Below are 19,154 nucleotides of genomic sequence, written 5' to 3'. Positions count from 1 at the left end.
CTCAGACCCGCTCGATCTCGGGCGTGCCGAACAACCCGTAGGGTCGGACGAGCAGGACGATCAGCATGACGATGTAGGGGACGGCCTGGTCGAAGTTGGCCCCGGCCCAGGGGAACAGGTCGGGCTGGTAGGTCTTGGTCAGCGCCTCGGCGAGCCCGATGACGAGGCCGCCGATGACCGCACCGGGGATGGAATCGAGACCACCGAGGATGATGGCGGGGAGCGCCTTGAGCGCGAGGAACGAGGTGCCGGCCTCCACGCCGACCCCGATGCCCACGAACGTCCCGGCGACCGCCGCCAGTCCGCCCGCGATCGCCCACGACAGCCCGAACACGTACCCGACCTTGATGCCCTGGGCGAGCGCGGTCTCCTGGTCGAACGCGGTCGCGCGCATGGCGAGACCGGTGCGCGAGTACTTGAAGAACAGGACGAGGGCGGTGACGATCACGGCGGCGAAGACGAACACCGCCAGATCGCGGTGGAGGAACACGACGCCGCCGATCGCGGAAGAGCCGAACCCCCATGGTGCGCCGACCTGTCGCGGTTGCAGCCCGATGAGGTCGGCCGCCACCACCTGCAGGGCGAAGAAGACCCCGATGGTCACCATCGCGGCCGCGAACACCGGTTCGCCGACCATCGGGCGCAGGGCCACCCGCTCGACGGCCGCCCCGATGAACGCTGACACGATGATGGCCGCCGGCAGGGCGAGCGCGAACGGCAGGTCCATCGTGACCGCGAAGTAGCTGGTGAAGTAGGCACCCAGGATCATCAGCGACGGCTGGGCGAAGTTCACGACCTGGGTGCTCTTGAAGATGATCACGAAGCCGAGCCCGAGCAGGGTGTAGATCGAGCCCGTTCCGAGGCCGCGGATGACGCTGGTCAGGAACTCGGTCACGACGCCTGTGCCTCAGCGCCGGAGATCGCCGGTGAGTGGATGTCGGTCAGGTCGCCCCCGGCGTGGAGCGTGCGGTTGCCGTACATGTCCTCGACGAGATCGCCGAACATGTCCGCGATGGCCGCCCGCTTGACCTTCTGCGTGGCGGTCAGCTCGCCGTCCTCGTGGTCGAGCTCCTTGGTGATCATGCGGAACTTGCGCACGTTCTCGACCCGCGCGAACCGCTCGTTGGTGTCGCGGACGACGCCCTGGACGAGCCGCAGCACCTCCGGCTTCTCCGACAGGTCACGGTAGGTGGTGTAGGGGATCCGCTTGCGCTGCGCCCACTCGCCGACCGTGTCGAGCTCGAGGCCGATGAGGGCCACCAGGTAGGGCTGGCGATCACCGATGACGACCGCCTCGCGGACGAACGGCGACGTCTTGAGGCTGTTCTCGATCTCGGACGGCGAGATGTTCTTCCCGCCTGCCGTGATGATGATGTCCTTCATCCGGTCCACGATGCGCAGGTGGGTGCCGTCCACCCACTCGCCCACGTCGCCCGTCCGGAGGAAACCGTCCTCGGTGAACGCCTCCTCGGTCTTGTCTGGCTTGTTCCAGTAGCCCCTGAAGACCGCGGGGTGTCGCGTCTGGATCTCGCCCGTCTCCTCGTCGAGCCGCACCTCGATGCCTGGATGCGCCTCGCCGACGGTGCCCAGCTTGACCCGGCCTGGTCGGTTGCTGGTGGCAACGGCGGCGTTCTCGGTCATCCCGTAGATCTCGTAGATGGGCACGCCGATGCCGAAGAACCACTTGAGGATCTCGGGTGCGATCGGGGCGGCCCCGGAACCGGCGACACGGCACTTGCGCAGTCCGATGCGGTCGCGCAGCGCCCGGTACAGGAACGGGTAGCCGACCCAGTAGCGGATCCGTGACCAGGGTGTATGGGCCCCGCCGTTGGCGACCATGTCGTCGCCGATGCCCTCCGCCACGCGCATCCAGAAGGCGAAGTTGGCGCGCTTGAGCCAGCTCGCCCCGGCCATCCGGATCTGGATCCCGGCGTGGATCTTCTCCCAGATGCGGGGGACCGCGAAGAACAGCGTGGGTTGGACCTCACGCAGGTTGGTCGTGACGGTGTCGATCGACTCGGCGAAGTGCACGGTCGTTCCCGCTTCGGCGTTGTACCACTCGGTCGAGATGCGCTCGGCCACGTGGCACAGGGGCAGGTAGGACAACGTCACGTCGGATTCGTTCGCCGGCGGGTAGAAGAAGCCGCCCTCGGTCACCAGCTTGGTGATGGCGAACTCGACGTTGGCGACCGTCAGCATCGCGCCCTTGGGCGGGCCGGTCGTGCCCGACGTGTAGATGAGCGTGACGAGGTCATCGGCTTCGAGCTGGGCCAGCGAAAGGTCGATGAGGTCGGGGTGCTGGTCGCGGTGATCACGAGCGCGCTCGAGGAAGTCCCCCCAGAACAGCAGCTCCGGGTCGTCGTACTCACGCACGCCCCGAGGTTCGAAGTAGACGATGTGCTCGAGGTCGGGCAGGTTGCCCCTGACCGCGAGCGCCTTGTCGACCTGCTCCTGGTCCTCGGCGAAGAGCACCTTCGCACCGGAGTCGCGCAGCAGGTACTCCACCTCCACCGGAGGGTTTGTCGGGTACAGCCCGATCGTGATCGCGCCGGCCGCGACCGTGCCGACGTCGGCGTAGAGCCACTCAGGGCGGTTCTCGGAGTGGACCGCCACGCGATCACCGCGCTCGACGCCGAGCGCAGCGAGTCCGTGCGCCACCAGGGCAACCGTGTCCCAGTAGCTCGCCCACGTGATGTCCTGCCAGATCCCGAAGCGCTTCTCGCGCAGTGCCACCTTGTCGGGCGTCCGGCGTGCCCACTCCCGGATCCGGCCGGGGACGCTCGCGACGGTGGTCGTTGGCTCGACGTTGGCGGTGGCGGTCACGACGATCCTCCTTCGACGGTGGCGTGGTCCTCCCCCAGGTAGGCGCGGATGACCTCCGGGTCGCTCTGGACCTCGTCGGGGGTGCCGAGGGCGATGGACTTGCCGAAGTCCATGACCAGGACGCGGTCTGCGAGGTCCATCACCAGACCCATGTCGTGCTCGACCAGGATCATCGCGAGGTCGAGCTCCATGCGGATGTCGAGGATGTAGCGAGCCATGTCCTCGGTCTCCTCGACGTTCATGCCCGCGACCGGCTCGTCGAGCAGCAGCAGCTTGGGTTCCATGGCCAGCGCGCGCCCGAGCTCGACCCGCTTCTTGATGCCGTACGGCAGCAGGCCGACCGGGAACTTGCGGTAGGCCTCCAGCTCGAGGAAGTCGATGACGTCCTCGATGACACGGCGGTGCTCGACCTCCTCGCGCTTCGCCTTCCCGAGCCACGCGAAGGCGGCCGCGGTGCCGTAGCCGATGTGGACGTGCCGTCCCAGCATCAGGTTGTCCAGGACGGTCAGGTTCTCGAACAGTTCGATGTTCTGGAACATCCGGGCGATGCCGGCCGCGGCGACGCGGTCGGGCTTGCGGCCCAGCAGCGGCTGGCCGAGGTAGCTGATCGCTCCCTGTTGGGGGTGGTAGACGCCCGAGATACAGTTGAAGATGGAGGTCTTGCCCGCACCGTTGGGGCCGATGATCGCGAACAGCTCCTCCTGGTGCACCTCGAAGCCGACCCCATCCAGCGCGCGGACACCGGCGAAGGAGAGCTGGAGGCCGGAGACCTCGATCACCGGCCTTCCCTCGGGCAGATCGACCGCGGTGTTGGTCAGCGCCTCGCTCAACGGTCGGATGATCGCCACGGGTCAGCTCCGGCTCACGACAGCCAGCGCTTGCGACGCTTGTAGTGCTTGACGTCCCGGAACGACTTGACGTCACCCTCCTTGCGCAGCCCGAGGTAGAACTCCTTGACATCCTCGTCCTCGCGGAGCTCGGCTGCGGGCTTGTCCATGACGATCTTGCCGGTCTCCATGATGTAGCCGTGGCTGGCGATCGACAGCGCCAGGTTCGCGTTCTGCTCGACGAGCAGGATCCCGGTGCCCTGCCCGTTGATCTGCACGATCAGGTCGCGGATGGAGCGCATGATGAGCGGGGCGAGCCCGAGGCTGGGCTCGTCGAGGAGCAGGTAGCGGGGGTCGGCCATCAATGCGCGTCCGATGGCGAGCATCTGCTGCTCACCACCCGACAGGTAGCCCGCGACCTGCTTGCGACGCTCAGCGAGCCGCGGGAACAGCTCGTAGACGCGCTCGAAGTTCGTCTTGATGTTGCGGGTGTTGGTGTGCCCCCCGACCCGCAGGTTCTCTTCGACGGTGAACTCCGCGAAGACCCGCCGACCCTCCATGACCTGGCTGATGCCGGCGTTGACGATGTCGGCGCTCGGGGCGCCCCGCAGCGGCTGGCCGTCGAGGGTGATGCTGCCCTTGCGGATCTCGCCTCGGTGCACGTCGAGCAGACCGGTGAGCGCACGCAGCAACGTCGTCTTCCCCGCCCCGTTGGCGCCGAGGAGCGCCACGATCTCCCCGTCCGGAACCCGGAGGCTGACGCCCTTCAGGACGAGGATGACGTCCTCGTAGACGACCTCGAGGTTCTCGACCGCCAACACCCGTCAGGGCTCCCGTCGCCGCCTCGCCCACGCGACGCTGAAGCGTTGAACGCGTCGCGACGCATCCAACCCTTCAACCTCGATCCGTTCGGTCCAGGGGGACGCTAGTAGGAACGAACCCGGTCCGTCAGAGGTTTCTCGAGCAGGTGGACCGGCAGGCCGCCGGGCGGGGGCTACGGATCGCCGCGCCAGATGGTCTCGCCGACTCCGAAGACGTCGTCATCGGGGTCGAAGTCGGGTCGCGTCGGCTCGCCCGACGCCACGATGATCCCATCGGCGCAGCCGTCTCCATCGGTGTCGATGCAGACCACGATCACGTCGATCGCGTCGCCCTCCGTTCCGTCGTACTGGTACTCGAACGTCGCCTCGCCGTTGTTGCCGGTGATGACGGTGCCCGTCTCGACCGGCATCGCCATGAAACTGGCGCCGCCATCGGTGGATCGGAACACCTCGACGGTGAGTGTCTCCGCGGCCATGACGTCACCGAACGGATCGATCAACTGGATGCCGACCGTGCGGGTCTCCGCGTCCGGGCTGTGCATCAGCTCCACGTTCTCGGGCGTGAGGATGATGCGCAGCCAGCGCTTGTCAGCCGATGCCGAGAGCTCGTCGCCATCGTCCAGCTCGACGTCGCCGCCGACGAGCGTCGCGCAGTCACCGTCGCCGTCGTCCACGCACACCACGATGCGATCGTGCACAGGCGCCTCGTCGCCCGTGTACGAGTACGTGAAGGTCGTCGTGCCATCATCGGCCGTCGTGACCGTCGTGTCGATCACCGGGCCGGTGTAGTTGGCGCCGAGATCGAACGAGCGGAAGACTTGGAGCGGCAGCGTGTCCTCGATGCCGTTGCCGAACTCGTCCTCCAACTTGATCGTCACGGTGTGGTCTTCGCCGTTGCGGTTGGTCGCCGTCTCCGGCTCGAGGGTGAGCAGGTCCGGAGCCGCGGCAGCCCACACCTTCGTCGCCGTGACGTTCACCTCGGGGGAGTCGTCCGCGGTGAACGTGACCTCGCCGGTCGTCGTGTTGACCGCCGTCGGACCGGCGGTGCTGCACGCCCCGTCGCCGTCCTCATCCCAGCACGCGATGATGGCGTCGACGCCCTCCCGGGTCGACGTGAAGTCGTGGCTGAGGCGGCCGTCCGGGCCCGTCGTGCCGCTCGCACCGACGAGCTCGGTGAAGCCGTTGCCCTCTGGCTCGACGTCACGCCACAGCTCGATGACGGCGTCCTCGCCGGCCATCGCCGCGCCGAACTGGTCGCGCAGCTCGACCGTCACGGTGTGGGTCGTTCCGGCCGGGTTGGTGGCAGCCGCCAACGTGCCCGCGACGAGCTCCAGCGTGGTGGGGAACGCCCAGCGCTTGACGACGCTCGCAGACACGAACGGGGCGTCTTCGTCATCCAGCGTCACCTGCGGCACCCCGGAGCTGAGCCCGACCGACTCGGTGCACCCGTCGGGTGAGGGATCCCGGTCGATGCAAGCCACGATCACGTGGACCGCACCCTGAGGCGCCCCGGCGTAGGGGTACGTGAAGTCGACCTCGCCCCGGTCGGCGAACACCCCGCTCGTCTCGAGGATCTCCGAGTCGACCTCGGTGAACGATCCGCTCCCGGTCGGGTCGTCGGACTCGTGGACCTCGAACCGGAGCGAGGACGGAAGCACGCGGTTCCCGTACTGGTCGAGCACGAGGGCGGACACGGTGTGCTCCGCTCCCGTCGCCGCACGGTTCGTCTCGGATGTCGGAGTGAGCGATACCGTGGCCGGGACATCCGGCTCCCAGGTCTTCGCCCCCATCGCCAGGACGTCGTCGCCATCCGGAACGACGTCACCAAGGACGACCGACGCGCAGCCATCGGCACCCTCGTCGATGCACACGACGATCGTGTCGATCGCCGTCGCGAACTGCGGCCCGTAGTCGAAGTAGGCCACACCGGGGAGCACGGGGACCGCGACGTTGTTGTCGTTGCGGTCGTCCCCGGTCTTGTCGGCGAGGCTGACGACCGGCCCCGCGAACGACACTCCGTCGTCGGTCGACCGGAACACGTCCACGTCCAGCCACACGTCATCGATCCTGCGCCCGAACGGGTCCACCAGGCGCGCCTCGAACGCGTGGACGTTGCCGACGACGTTGGTCGCGTTGACGGGGTCGAGCAGGATGCGTCGTGGTGCAGGGTCGTGCGGCCCCCACGCCTTGCCGACGTCGGCGATCAGGCCACCCTCATCGTCGAGCTCCACGACATCGTCCGCTGCAACCTGCGCGCAGTTGCCGTCATCGGCTCCGATGGTGTCGTTGTCGAGGCACGCGACGATCCGGTCGATCGCCACCACCGACGAGGTGTAGGTACCCAGGTCGACCTCCCCGGCGGCATCCGTCGGCTCGTTGGTAAGGGATGGGGTTCCGAGCGCGACGAAACTCCTACCGTCGTCTTCCGACCGGAAGACGTGCATCGTGACCTGGTCACCCTCGCGCGGATTGCCGAAGCGGTCTGTCACGCGTGCGGTGGCGGTGTGTGGCTGATTCAGCTCGTTGACGCTGGCGCCCGGCGTGATGGTCACGCTGGCTGCCGGACCGGGGATCCAGGTCTTGATCGTCGAGTCCTGCACGGCATCGTCACCGTCCAGCGTAAGTGCCCCGGTGGTGTTGAGTTGGGCACAGCCGTCGTTGTCGCTGTCGACGCACGCGATGATGCGGTCGACGCGCGGGGCGGTGGGTCCGCGGTAGCTGAACGTCGCCACACCGGCCGCCTCGGCCACGGCTGCGCCGTCGGGGTCGAGGTTGTCGCCAGTGGTGTCGAGCTTGGACCGTCGACGCACGTCGAACGTGAGACCACCGTCCGGGGAGCTCCACACCTCGAAGCGCACGTCGGTAGGAACGCCGTTGCCGAACGTGTCGACCACGTTCGCGGTGCTGACGTGGACGCTGTCGACCTCGTTGACGGGGAGGTCGGGTAGCAGCTCCAGCGTCTCCGGGGGACCGGCGACCCAGTTCTTGGTCACGAGGCCGGCCAGCGGCGTGTCTTTGCCGTCGAGCGTTGGCGAGGCCGTACCCGTCTGGACCGCGCAGCCGTCCGCGTCCACGTCGACACAGACGAAGATCCGGTCCCGCGCCGGAGCCTGCGTCGGCCCGGTGTAGACGAAGGTCGCGACGCCGGTCGCCTCCGCGATCGAGCTGCCACGGTTGTCGCTGCCATCTCCGGTCAGGTCGTCGCCATCCGCCGGAACGGGCGGATCGTTCAGGTCCACCTCGTTCCAGGTCGTGCCGTCGTCGAAGGTGCGGTAGACGTCGATGTGCACCGTGCAGGTGCCCTCGGGATCCGGGTCGGGAGCGCCGTCGCACTCGAGCGCAGGGTTCGTGCGCGCGTCGGTGAGTGTGGCCGTGACGATGTGGCTCGTCCCGACCGGGTTCACCCCCGTGGGGGGAGACACCAGGATGTCGACGGCGGCGCCGGGCAGCCACGTCTTCGTGACGACGCTGCGGACCTCGTCGTTGGGATCGATGACGACGACCCCGTCTGGGGCGGCAGCGCAGCCGTTGGCCTCGACGTCCCAGCAGGCGACGATGCGGTCCACCGCCGGCTGAGCAGGGCCGACGTATGTCAGGGTCGCAATGCCGGGCGCCTCCGACGGCGGGGCGATGTCCAGATCCGGGTCGAGGATGTCGCCGTCGGCATCCACCCGAACGCGCTGCTGATCGCCTGGGAGGTCGATGGCGCGGGGGCCCCAAGGCTCGAAGGGCCCGCCATCCATGGAGCGGAAGATCTCGAACGTGACGACCTCGTCGGCACCGTTGGTGTGCTGGTCGCGCGAATCCGCGGTCACGGTGTGCGACTCCGCCACGGTGTTGAACGCCGTGACGGGCGTCGCCGTGATGGAGGCTGGGACGTCCGCCTCCCAGATCACCGACTTCGAGTGCCGGGCCGTGTCATCGGGGTCGGCTGACGGGATGCCACCTCCCAACGACGCGCACCCGTCGCCGTCGACATCGACGCACGCGAAGATGCGGTCTTCGCCGACCTGGAGGGGCCCTCGGTAGTCGAACGTCGACACGCCCGTCGCCTCGGTGACGATGTGGCCGTCGTCATCGCGCCCGTCGCCGGTCTTGTCCGTGACGAGGGCCGGAGGCAGCAAGGTGAAGGGGCCACCGACGGGGCCTCGGAACACCTGGTAGCGCACCGTCGCCCCGTTGACGGCGTTGCCGAACTCGTCACGGACGGTGGCGCGCACCTGGTGGGTCTGGTTGACGATCCCGCGGTCGCCGGGGTGTGTGAGCAGGAGCGCCGTTGGCGCGCTCGGCAGCCACGTGACGGAGACGTCGGCGTTGACCTCGCCACGGTCGAGGATGACCTTGCCACCTACCGTGCGAGCGCAACCGTCGGGCCCCGCCGTGGCGCGATCACAGGCCACGATGCGGTGGACCTCGGCCTTCTCCGGACCGGGATAGCTGAAGGTCGCGTCGCCGGCGCCCTCCCCGTCGGCGACCGGGTCGTTGCCCGCGTCGAAGTTGTCGCCGGTCTGGTCCTCACCGCTGCGGAGTGCGGTGAAGGTCGATCCGCCGTCAGTAGAGCGGTAGACCTCGAAGCGGATGTCAGCGCCGCGTTGCTCGACGCCGAACCCGTCCCGCAGGTTCGCCGTGACCGTGTGGATCGTGTTGACGGTGCGCTTCGACGCGGTGGGGGTCAGCGTGAAGATGGGGGGACGCTGGAGCCACTCGTGGGTGACGAGACGCACAGCGCGGTCGTCATCGAGCACCACTCCGCCGTCCGAGACCGTGGCGCACCCGTCGCGGTCGACATCGATGCACGAGACGATGTGGTCGACGGCCGGCTCTCGCGGCCCCTCGTAATCGAGGGTCGCCTGTCCCGCGGTCTCGGCGGCCGAGTCGCCATCGTCATCGCGGTTGTCACCCGTGACGTCGGTTCGCGCCACCACGGCGCCCTCGGCGAAGGTCGAGCCCCCGTCGGTGGACCGGTACACCTCGAAGCGCACCGTCTCGCCGTCCTTGAGCACACCGAACTGGTCGCGGGTCGTAGCGCGGACGGTGTGGTCGTTCCCCGCGAGCAGTTCCGTGCCGGTCGGCGAGAGCGTCAGCGAGCAACCGCGGTCAGAGCTCACGAGCTCGCGGGCGGCCGCCTCGAGTGAGCGGTCGAATGCCGCGGGGCCGCCGGCGATGCGCAGCCCCTCGACACGGCACTTCAAGGCCGCGAGGAACGTCGAGAGCTGTGCCCCTTCCGGTTCGAGCTGAGAGGGGCTGTTGGAGAGCAGGATGACGCCCGGGGGGTCGGATCCTGCGCGGGGCCCGAGCGCGAGGGCGTCGGGGAAGGCGTTGCCGACGGCGAAGTTCAACGTCTCGGTACCGAAGCCGAGCTGCTCGATGGCGAACTCCGCGATCTCGACGGCGGTGTCGACGCGGTTGGGACCGGCGAGGCGGATGACGTCGATGCCCATGGCCGCGATCGCATCGCCAACCGCCTTCGACACGGCGGCGGTCCCACCAGGGATGATGACGGTGCCGATGCTGAGGTCATCGAGAGCGTCAGCGGTCTCCGCGTTGAGGGCATCACGCGACGAGAGCAGCAGCGGGAAGCGCGACTGGGTCGCGATGGCTCCCATGACCACGGCATCCGGGAAGTTCTCACCGCTCGCCACGATGGCGGTTCGGTCGCCACCGATCCGGCCGATGTCCTCGCCAGCACGTGCGATCGCAGCCGCGGTCGCGAAGCGGTTGGGCCCCGCGACACGCGTGACCGAGAGCCCGGAGTTCTGCAACGCCGTGACGACGTCGTCGCTGATCGCGGCGGGACCGCCGAGGACGTACACCTTCGACGCCCCGATGTCGCTCATCGCGGTCAGGGCCTCGCTGGAGAGGCTCGACGTGGACGTGAGCAGGACGGGGGCTCCGAACTGCCCAGCCAGGTAGCTAGCTGCCAGCGAGTCGGGGAAGTCGTCGGACCGAGCGAGCAGGACGATGCCAGCACCATCGAAGCCCTCGCGGGCGATCAGCGCCGCGGTGTCGGTGCGTACCGCCCCGAAGTAGCGCTCGGTGGGCACGAGGCCGTCTCCGCCGTGGTCGACCACGCTCCCGGCGCTCCCGGGGAAGGCCGAGCGGGGCGCGGCGGCGGATGCCGGGGACGCGGCCAGGAGGGCCAGGAGGCCCACCAGCGCGCCGATCACGGCACGCAACGCGCGCCTACGCCGTACCTCGTTCGAAGCCCCCCCGGACCCCTTGCCCCACGACGAACCCCAAGACACGGCCGACCTTTCCGTTTTCCCCGCGCGACCACCCGGGGACCCAGCCCCCGGGACTGGTAGAAGGTAGTGCGCCGCCGCCCCGAGCGATAGGGTTCCGGTGAGATGTTCCGGGCAATCGCGGCCGCCCGGATGGGCAACGCTGAAGGTCCGGAAGCGCTAACGGCGCTCGTTCGGCCCCCTACCCACCGCGATCGCCAGTTACCTCCTCACTCCCACTCGATCGTCCCGGGAGGCTTGGAGGTCACGTCGTACACGACGCGGTTCACCCCCGGAACCTCGTTGATGACCCGGTTACTGATGCGTTCGAGCACATCGGGAGGTAGCCGCGCCCAGTCCGCCGTCATGGCGTCCTCCGAGGTGACGGCACGGACGACGATCGGGTGGCCGTAGGTGCGTTCGTCGCCCATCACGCCGACGGAACGCACGGTGAGGAGGGCCGCGTACGACTGCCACAGCTCACGTTCGAGGCCAGCGCGGCGCAGTTCGTCGAGGACGATGTGGTCGGCAGCGCGGACCATCTGGAGACGCTCTCGCGTCACCTCGCCCACGACGCGGACCGCGAGCCCCGGCCCCGGGAAGGGCTGGCGCCAGACGATCTCCTCGGGCAACCCCAGCTCCTCGCCGATGACCCGGACCTCGTCCTTGAACAGCGACCGCAGGGGCTCGACCAGGTCGAAGTCCATCTCTTCGGGCAGCCCGCCCACGTTGTGGTGGCTCTTGATGGTCGCCGCGGTGTCGCTGCCCGACTCGATGACGTCGGGGTAGAGGGTCCCTTGCACCAGGAACTTCGGCCCCGGCGTGTCGCCGTACAGGTCGCGTGCGGCCTCTTCGAAGACGCGGATGAAGTGCTCGCCGATGGTCTTGCGCTTGGTCTCGGGCTCCGTGACGCCGGCCAGAGCATCGAGGAACCGGTCCTCGGCCTTCACGTGCACGAGGTTGACGTCGAAGTGGTCGCGGAAGGTCTGCTCGACCTGTATCCCCTCGTCATGGCGCATGAGTCCGTGGTCCACGAACACGCACGTGAGCTGGTCGCCGACGGCACGGTGGACGAGCGCGGCCGCGACCGACGAGTCGACCCCGCCGGAGAGGCCGCACAGGACGGGGCGGTCGCCGACCTGCTCTCGGATCCTGCCGACGAGATCATCGATCACGTTGACCGGCGTCCAGGTCGGTCGGCAGTCGGCTCCGTCGTACAGGAAGCGGCGGAGGTGGTCACGGCCGTAGGGCGTGTGGCTGACCTCAGGGTGGAACTGCACGCCGTACAGGTGTCGTGCCGGGTCCTCGATGACCGCGCAGGGGGACGTCGGTGTCGCCGCGGTCACGCGGAAGCCCGGCGGCGGATCGATGACGGCGTCGAAGTGGCTCATCCAGACCGTCTGCGTCTCGGGCGTGCCCGCGAGGACGGTGCCGGGACCGTCGGTGTGCAGCTCCGCCTTGCCGTACTCGCCGACGCCCGACTTCGAGACCGTCCCGCCGAGGCTCGCCGCCATGAGCTGCTGGCCGTAGCAGATCCCCAGCACCGGGATGCCGAGGTCGAGGATGTCGGGGTCGATGCGCGGCGCCCCGACCTCGTTCACGCTCTTGGGGCCGCCCGAGAGGATGATCGCCGCAGGGCGACGCGACCGGACAGCGTCCGCGGAGATGGTGAACGGGACGATCTCGGAGTAGACGTGGGCCTCGCGCACGCGGCGCGCGATCAACTGGGCGTACTGCGCCCCGAAGTCGACGACCAGCACCTCGTCGAACGAGGGCACGGGCAGCTCCTGGCGCGGTGACCCCGTCGAGGCTACCGGTGGGCGGTGCGGCGACGGGCCAGCGCGAACTCGCGGATCCCGATCGCGCCGGCGTGGGATCCCGCCAGGACCAGCAGGAGCGCGAGGACGACCTCGATGCCGCGCGTGAACGCGAGTGCCTCGATCTGGGCGTGGGCGAACAGCCCGGTCGCCGCCGCGGCCAGGGCGGTCCGCTCGGTACCCGGCCCTATGCTGCGGAGACGCCAGGCGAGGAGCACCCAGATCGCGAGGTAGGGGATGGTCCCCAGGATCCCGACGCTGGCCAGCGCGTGCAGCTCGAGGTTGTGCGCGTTGTCGTGCGGCGGACCCGTCTCGACCGTGACGGTCTCGAGCCGGTTCAGTCCCACCCCGAGCAACGGGTCGTCGAGGAACGCGTTCCACGCCGCCTCGTACAGCACGAGTCGTCCGTTGGTGTTGGGGTCCTGCGCCGCCTGCACCGTCACCTCGGAGCGGCCGGTCACCGCAGCGGTGCTGGCAGCAGCCAGCTCCACGGACCTGCCGCCAGCGATCCCGAGGCGCTCGAGGTCCTGTTCCTCTCCTCCGACGCCTGCGAAGAGTGCGAGGGCGATCACGGCGGTGGCACCGGCCGCCGCGAGGAGCTGCCACGATCGCGCCAGCCACGCCCCGAAGACCAGCGCGACGCCGAAGGCGAGCATCGCGCCACGCGACAGGGTCCCGACCAGACCGAGGACGACGATGGCCGCGACGAGGTTCCAGTCACGGCGCGTCGCGGCGTACACCACACCGATGAGAGCCGACACGAGCAGGAACGCGGCGAGGTAGTTGCTCGCCCCGATCGGCAGCGCGATGGCGTTCTTGACGTCGTAGAACGATCCGGCGTCCGTGCCGGCGAGGGCGCGGCCCAACTGCACGAGCGTCCACGCCGTCAGCGCCAGCCCGAACACCAGGAACGCCGGCGCCCACGACCTGGCGGTCTCGCCTCGTCCCGGCGCGAGCTGACTCAGTCCGAACAGGATGAACAGTGCCGTGAGGAAACGGCTGCTGGCTCCGATGGTCGACCACGGGTCGGGCAACACCAGCGCCTGGACGAGCACCACCACGAGGAGGCCGCCGTAGGCCACCAGGACGAGGTCCACCCGCACGACGCGTCGACGCCACGCCTCTACCGTCCCGACGAGGAGCACGCCAACGGCGAGCAGGTCGATCCAGCTGACGGTGAACTCACGCCCCACGGCCTCGACGTGGAACGCGACCCCGAGGAACAACGCCAAGAGGCTGAGGTGCAGCGACAACCGGTCTTCCCACGCCGTTGAGGAACCCGCCGCCTGGAACGTAGCGCCGAGCGGTCAGAGGCGACCGCTCCTGAGACCCTCGAGGTCCTGTCGGTCGGCGTCATCGAAGCGGTCAGGAGGTGGGCCGTCGAACACCTGCGCGATCGCATCCGACTCGATCGCCCAGTACATCACCGACCCGCGGTTCGACGAGTGGCCCGGGTTGTCGGGGTCCTCGTGATCGATCGGGCTCTGGTAGGTGAGGTTGACGAGACCGAGCAGGTGCCCGAGCTCGTGGACCAGGACCGCCCGCTCGATCGCGTCTCTGCCTCCGAGGAGGCCGTTCGTCAGGCTCTGCCAGCGCTGGGGGAACAGGGCGAACTCGCTCGCGGAGAAGGCGACGCCGATGGACCCGGTCTGCCCGCCGTCGCGGAAGAACCCGCCCCGCAGGTACAGCACGTAGACCACGACCGCATCGCCACCGGAGAACTGGCTGCGGTTCGCCGCGACCGCATCCCGCAGCGCGTCGCGGGTCCACTCGGTGCGGTCGGAGACGAAGGTGTTGCCACCCGCGAAGCCGATGCCGCCGGGCTTGTCGACCACACCGCCCGCCACGGCGGTCAGGTGGTCGAGTGCAGCCTGCGAGGGGGCGACGCCCTCCTGGACATCCACCTCGAAGACCAGCCGCGGCACCGCGGCTCGCAGGATCGCGCGGCCGTTGGCTCCGACGCCGCCCGCGTCATCGATCGGTGGCGGTGGCGGTTGCGCTTCGGTCGGCGGCTCGCCGGCGTCGTCGCGAGCGGGGGCCTCGGTGGCTGGCGGCGCGGTCGGGGCGCCGGGCTCCTGCGGTGGCGGGGCCGGATCCTCTTGGGCGTCGGGCTGCTCGACGGGCTCGGGGCGGAGATCCTCGGCAGCGGTCTGGACCTCGTCTGCCAAGTCGCTCGCAGCCGAGCACGCGGTCGTCAGCGCGACCACGGCGATCATCGCCGCGGCGACCCCTCGCGTGCCGATCACCTCTGACTATCTCCTCGGATGGCCACTGAGGGTACGACGGTCGAGACCCGGGAGGAGTTCCTCAGGGGCGCACGACGAGGTCGGTGCGCTGGAGCCCGCGCAGATCCTCCACGCCCAGCACGCCCATCGCCCGACGAAGTCCTCCGAAGAGGTTGACGGTGCCGTCATCGCGCTGCGCCGGGCCGACCAGGATCTGCTCGAGCGTTCCGAGCGTCTCGAGGCGGTCGAGACGTCCGCGGGGGAGCTCGTGGTGAGCCGCCGACAAGCCCCAGTACGCCCCGCGTCCTGGGGCCTCCTCTGCACTGGCCAGCGGCCGGCCCAGCATGACCGCGTCCGCACCGCACGCGACCGCCTTGGCGACGTCCCCACCGGTGGCGATACCCCCCGTCGCCACGACCTGCACGTACCTGCCCGATTCCTGCAGGTACCGCGCGCGGGCGGCGGCGACGTCGGCGATCGCGGTGGCGAGCGGGGCACCGACGCCCAGGGCGCGGCGCGTGGTCGACACGCTGCCTCCTCCGATCCCGACGAGTACGCCGATGGCGCCGGTACGCATCAGGTGCAGCGCCGACTTCGCGCTGGCCACTCCCCCGACCAGGACCGGGATGTCGTAGCGGGCCGTGAAGGCACGCAGGTCCAGCGGCTCCTCGTCGTCCGACGTAGCCACGTGCTGTGCCGTGACGACGACACCGACGACGACGAGCAGGTCGAGTCCGGCTTCCAGCGCGGCGGCGTGGTAGCGCTCGACCTTCTGCGGGGTGAGGCTCCCCGCGGCGTGGCCGGCTCGCTTGAGCTCCTCGACCCGACGCCCGATCAGCTCTTCCTTTACGGCTTGGCTGTAGAGCTCCTGGAGCCGTCGCGTCGCCGCTGGGCCAGGTGCGAGCTGTCTGATCTCCTCGAACACCTCGGCCGGTTCCTCGTAGCGGGTCCACAGACCCTCGAGGTTCAGGATGCCGACTCCACCTAGATCCGCGATGGTCGAAGCGGTGGCCGGCGAGGTGACCGCGTCCATCGGCGCGGCCAGCAGCGGCAGGTCGAGGGTGTACGCGTCCAGACGCCAGCTGAGGTCGATGCGATCGCGGTCACGGGTACGTCGGCGCGGCACCAGATCGAGATCCTCGAGCTCGTAGCCGACGCGCGCGCGGCGACCACCTCCGATGTCGACCTCGACCAACGGTACCTCCTGGAGCGGCGCGAGCGGGGCGGGTCGTCCGCACCGTACCCGTCACCCCCAACGTCCTCGCGGTCGGTGCGCGTCAGGCAGCCGGACGTGCGAGACTGCGGGCATCCGACAGGCCGGACCCATGCGCGACCAACCACCAGACCCGCCGGGCGACGAGCCCTTCGACGACGGCGACGAGCAAGACGGCGCCGCGGACGACTACGACGACCTCGGGGGTGGCGGCTACGACGAAGAGCTCGACGACCCCGGGTACGACGACGAACTCGACCCGCTCGACGAACACGAGTCCGCGCTCGTCCGCCAGGACCTCGTCGACCTCGAGCGGTTCTACAACACGTTCGGCGCCGAGGGGTTCAGGGGCGTCAGCGTGTACTGCCACGACTGCGCCGAGGAGCACTACTACCCCTGGGACATGCTCCGCGAGAACCTGCGGACCCTCCTCGACACCGGCGAGACGCCGGTGCACGAACCCGCGTTCGCTCCCGACCCCGACCAGTACGTGCCGTGGGAGTACGCGCGCGGGTACGTCGACGCGCTCCAGGACGTGGGCGTCGACCAGCGCGGAGATGTCGACATGTGCCGGCGCTGCGGCTACGAGATCCCGGGCGAGATGCAGCAGGGCAACTTCTGTCCGCGCTGCGGGACGCCGCTGCTCAACGAACGGCTCCGGCAAGCGCTCGGGGCGCGCGGCCTGCGCCCCGACGACGTCAGCGAGGTCCTCCGCGAGACGGGTCTACCGGACTAGACCCGGCGGGTGAGGACGACCCAGACGGTGCGGACGAGGATCTCGAGGTCGAGGACCGGGGACCAGTTCACCACGTACTGCAGGTCGTAGCCGAGCTTGTACTCCGGATCGGTGTGGTAGCGACCGTGGATCTGCGCGAGCCCGGTGATGCCCGGAGGGATCTCGTGACGGCTCTCGTAACCGGGGATGAGCTGTTCGTAACGCTCGGCGAACTCGACCCGTTCGGGGCGCGGACCGATGAGCGACATCTCGCCCCGCACGACGTTCCAGATCTGGGGGAGCTCGTCCAGGCGGGTGGCGCGGAGCCACCGGCACGCCGGGATGATGCGCGGGTCGTCGCGCGTCGCGAGCTGAGGGCGGCCATCTTCCTCGGCGTCGGAGTACATCGTGCGGAACTTGATCATGTCGAAGCGCCGCCCCGCCGCCCCGACTCGCTCCTGGCGGAACAGCACGGGGCGTCCCGCGACGAGCAGCACGTACAGGGCGGTGAACGTCACGATCGGCACGAGGATCGGGACGGCGGCGAACAGCGCGATGAGGTCGGTGAAGCGCTTGAAGTGGGCACGGCTGCGCGGCAGCGTGTGCAGTCGCAGCAGCACGAACGGCATGCCGCCGACCTGGCGCACCCGCTCGAGCCCGAACATCGTCTCCTTGCCCGTCACCCGAAGCAGCACGTTGACGTTGCGGTCCTCGAGGGTGGAGATGACGGTCGGGTAGATGTCATCGAGCCACCGGCTCGACAGCAGCACGACCTCGCTGGCCTTCAGCTCCGCGACCTTCTCGACGAGATCGTCGGTACTGGTCGCGGCCCCCACGACGCGCGCGCGGTTCTGCTCCTCGCCGATGTGGCTGCGCGCGACGTTCACCTCGTCAGGGGCGCCCACGAGGAGGATGCGGGGCGGACCCTCGCGGTTCAGGCGGAGCCAGTTGGCGAGTTTGCGGTTCCCGGCGACCCCGACCGCGCCGAGGACGAAGATGACCACCAGGTTCGTCAGGGGCATCGGCAGCGCACGGTCGGTGACGTAGCCCAGTCGCTGCGCGGCCGACGTCGCGCCGAACTCCAGTATCGCGAACAGACCCGTAGCGGCGAGCACGTGTCGGGTGACCCGCGGGAGGGCCGGCGGCGGCCCCAGACGGGGCTCGCGCTCGTACAGACCGCCGAAGTAGAAGGTCCCGAGGTACAGACCCGTCACGAGGAGGAACGAGACCACGTAGAGAGACTTGGGGTAGTCCGGCCACGCCCAGCCGTGGATCGCGAACTGCGTGCCGAAGGCGATCGCGAGCAGGACCAGCGCGTCCGCCATCATGATCAAGCGGAAGCCGTGCTCGTTGAGCCTGGTCAGCAGCCGTTGATGATCGGTCGTGAACCCTGCGGCGCTCGGGGACGGCCGAGGGGCCGGTGACGGGGTCGCGGACGTGTCCGAGGACCGCTCCTCGGCTGATCCGGGTACGACGTCGGGATCGCTCATGGCTCGGGAGGGGGTCGGGACGCGGTCGCCCGACCGATGAGGAAGCCTACCCCCCAGGCGAGGTGCATCACGGCCAGGGCAACGGCAACTGGAGGCGTTGCCGCGAGCGAACGAGCGCTCGCGCACGCGCCAGCGAGGAGCACGAAGATCCACGCCGTGACCAGCCCCACGAGCGGCCAGGGGGACCACGTGAGAGCGAGCACCGCCCCGACGACGAGCGCCAGCACCAGCGTCGGTGCGACGAGCTGACGCAGCCGCACGGAGCCAGGGAACCGCCGAAGCACGCGGCGTTTCCACGCCCCGTACTGGAAGTACTGGCGCCACAGCGCTCCGACCGTGTCACGGGGCCGGTACTCCACCGCCAGGTCGGGATGGAAGAAGACGACCCCGCCGGCGCGTCGGAGGCGGTGGTTGAGTTCGTAGTCCTGGTTGCGGACCAGGGTCTCGTCGAAGCCACCGACCTGGTCGAGTGCGGGGCGCCGGAAGACGCCGAGGTAGACCGTGTCGACCACGCCGGGGCGCGCACCCGAACGGTACGTCGCACCGCCGCTCCCGACCGGGGAACGCATCGCGTGCGCGACCGCTCTGGCGAAGCCCTCGTCCGCAACCGGGACCTGGCGTCCCCCGACGTTGACCGCCCCGGTGTCACGGAGGATCTCGATCGCCCGCGCGATGTACCCCGGCGGCAGGACCGCGTGGGCGTCCAGCCGGACGACGACCTCCCCGGAAGATGCGGCGATGGCCGCGTTCAGCGCCGCCGACGTCAGACCCCACGGGTTCGCCACCACCTTCACGGCGGGTGAGGAGTCCGCCAGCGAGGCGGCCACCGTCTCGGTCCCGTCGCGCGACGGCCCGACCGCGACGATCACCTCGAGGGAACCGGGTACCTGCTGCTCCAGGGCCGACGCGACGGCCGCAGGCAATCCATCAGCATCGTCGCGCGCCGGAACGATCACCGAGACCGTCGGAGACTGCGGTAACGGTCCGAGCTGTCCCACGCCG

The 19,154-nt window shown here is 69.4% G+C and carries 12 protein-coding genes; 1 reads left to right on the top strand and 11 read right to left on the bottom strand.

Going from position 1 to position 19,154, the window contains the following annotated elements:
- Position 1: 1 nt before the first annotated feature.
- The 9 genes from KY469_02755 to KY469_02715 form a co-directional block, all read right to left on the bottom strand.
- Positions 2-895, bottom strand: a complete 894-nt coding sequence (locus tag KY469_02755; GenBank protein ID MBW3661994.1) for a branched-chain amino acid ABC transporter permease — start codon at positions 893-895, stop codon at positions 2-4.
- Positions 892-2,823, bottom strand: a complete 1,932-nt coding sequence (locus KY469_02750; protein ID MBW3661993.1) for an AMP-binding protein — start codon at positions 2,821-2,823, stop codon at positions 892-894. The genes KY469_02755 and KY469_02750 overlap by 4 nt, the downstream gene beginning before the upstream one ends.
- Positions 2,820-3,662: an ABC transporter ATP-binding protein gene (locus KY469_02745; GenBank protein ID MBW3661992.1), complete on the bottom strand. Its 843-nt coding sequence runs from the start codon at positions 3,660-3,662 to the stop codon at positions 2,820-2,822. The genes KY469_02750 and KY469_02745 overlap by 4 nt, the downstream gene beginning before the upstream one ends.
- A gap of 23 nt (positions 3,663-3,685) precedes the next feature.
- The gene (locus KY469_02740; GenBank protein ID MBW3661991.1) at positions 3,686-4,471 is read right to left on the bottom strand and encodes an ABC transporter ATP-binding protein; all 786 of its coding nucleotides are present in this window, start codon (positions 4,469-4,471) and stop codon (positions 3,686-3,688) included.
- Between the two features lie 173 nt (positions 4,472-4,644).
- Positions 4,645-10,647, bottom strand: coding sequence for a cell wall-binding repeat-containing protein (locus tag KY469_02735; protein ID MBW3661990.1), 6,003 nt, complete (start codon positions 10,645-10,647; stop codon positions 4,645-4,647).
- Positions 10,648-10,922: 275 nt separating this feature from the next.
- The gene (gene guaA / locus KY469_02730) at positions 10,923-12,470 is read right to left on the bottom strand and encodes a glutamine-hydrolyzing GMP synthase (protein MBW3661989.1); all 1,548 of its coding nucleotides are present in this window, start codon (positions 12,468-12,470) and stop codon (positions 10,923-10,925) included.
- A 32-nt stretch (positions 12,471-12,502) separates the two neighbouring features.
- The gene (locus tag KY469_02725; GenBank protein MBW3661988.1) at positions 12,503-13,762 is read right to left on the bottom strand and encodes an O-antigen ligase family protein; all 1,260 of its coding nucleotides are present in this window, start codon (positions 13,760-13,762) and stop codon (positions 12,503-12,505) included.
- Positions 13,763-13,816: 54 nt separating this feature from the next.
- Complete coding sequence (locus tag KY469_02720) at positions 13,817-14,755, bottom strand: hypothetical protein (protein MBW3661987.1); 939 nt, start codon at positions 14,753-14,755, stop codon at positions 13,817-13,819.
- Positions 14,756-14,816: 61 nt separating this feature from the next.
- Positions 14,817-15,929, bottom strand: a complete 1,113-nt coding sequence (locus KY469_02715) for a GuaB3 family IMP dehydrogenase-related protein (GenBank protein MBW3661986.1) — start codon at positions 15,927-15,929, stop codon at positions 14,817-14,819.
- Positions 15,930-16,059: 130 nt separating this feature from the next.
- Here KY469_02715 and KY469_02710 point away from each other — a divergent pair, with 130 nt between their 5' ends.
- On the top strand, positions 16,060-16,683 hold the full coding sequence (locus KY469_02710; GenBank protein MBW3661985.1) for a DUF5319 family protein: 624 nt from the start codon (positions 16,060-16,062) through the stop codon (positions 16,681-16,683).
- Here the strand turns inward: KY469_02710 and KY469_02705 are convergent.
- Together KY469_02705 and KY469_02700 are read right to left on the bottom strand one after the other, a co-directional pair.
- Positions 16,680-18,152 carry a sugar transferase gene (locus KY469_02705; GenBank protein MBW3661984.1) on the bottom strand — a complete coding sequence of 491 codons (1,473 nt, stop codon included), beginning with the start codon at positions 18,150-18,152 and terminating at the stop codon, positions 16,680-16,682. The genes KY469_02710 and KY469_02705 overlap by 4 nt on opposite strands.
- Positions 18,149-19,150 (bottom strand): glycosyltransferase family 2 protein, encoded by a 1,002-nt coding sequence (locus KY469_02700; GenBank protein MBW3661983.1) that lies wholly within the window; start codon positions 19,148-19,150, stop codon positions 18,149-18,151. The genes KY469_02705 and KY469_02700 overlap by 4 nt, the downstream gene beginning before the upstream one ends.
- Between the last annotated feature and the right edge of the window lie 4 nt (positions 19,151-19,154).

The organism is Actinomycetota bacterium, from assembly GCA_019347575.1.
GTDB lineage: Bacteria > Actinomycetota > Nitriliruptoria > Nitriliruptorales > Nitriliruptoraceae > JAHWKY01.
The sequence above is the reverse complement of the archived record's forward strand: the minus strand, read 5'-3'. Positions and strand labels throughout refer to the sequence as shown.

What these genes read in the sequence shown, in the direction of transcription:
- KY469_02710 (MBW3661985.1), top strand. Translation starts at nt 16,060, where the DNA reads ATGCGCGACCAACCACCAGACCCGCCGGGCGACGAGCCCTTCGACGAC.
- KY469_02705 (MBW3661984.1), bottom strand. Translation starts at nt 18,152, where the DNA reads ATGAGCGATCCCGACGTCGTACCCGGATCAGCCGAGGAGCGGTCCTCG.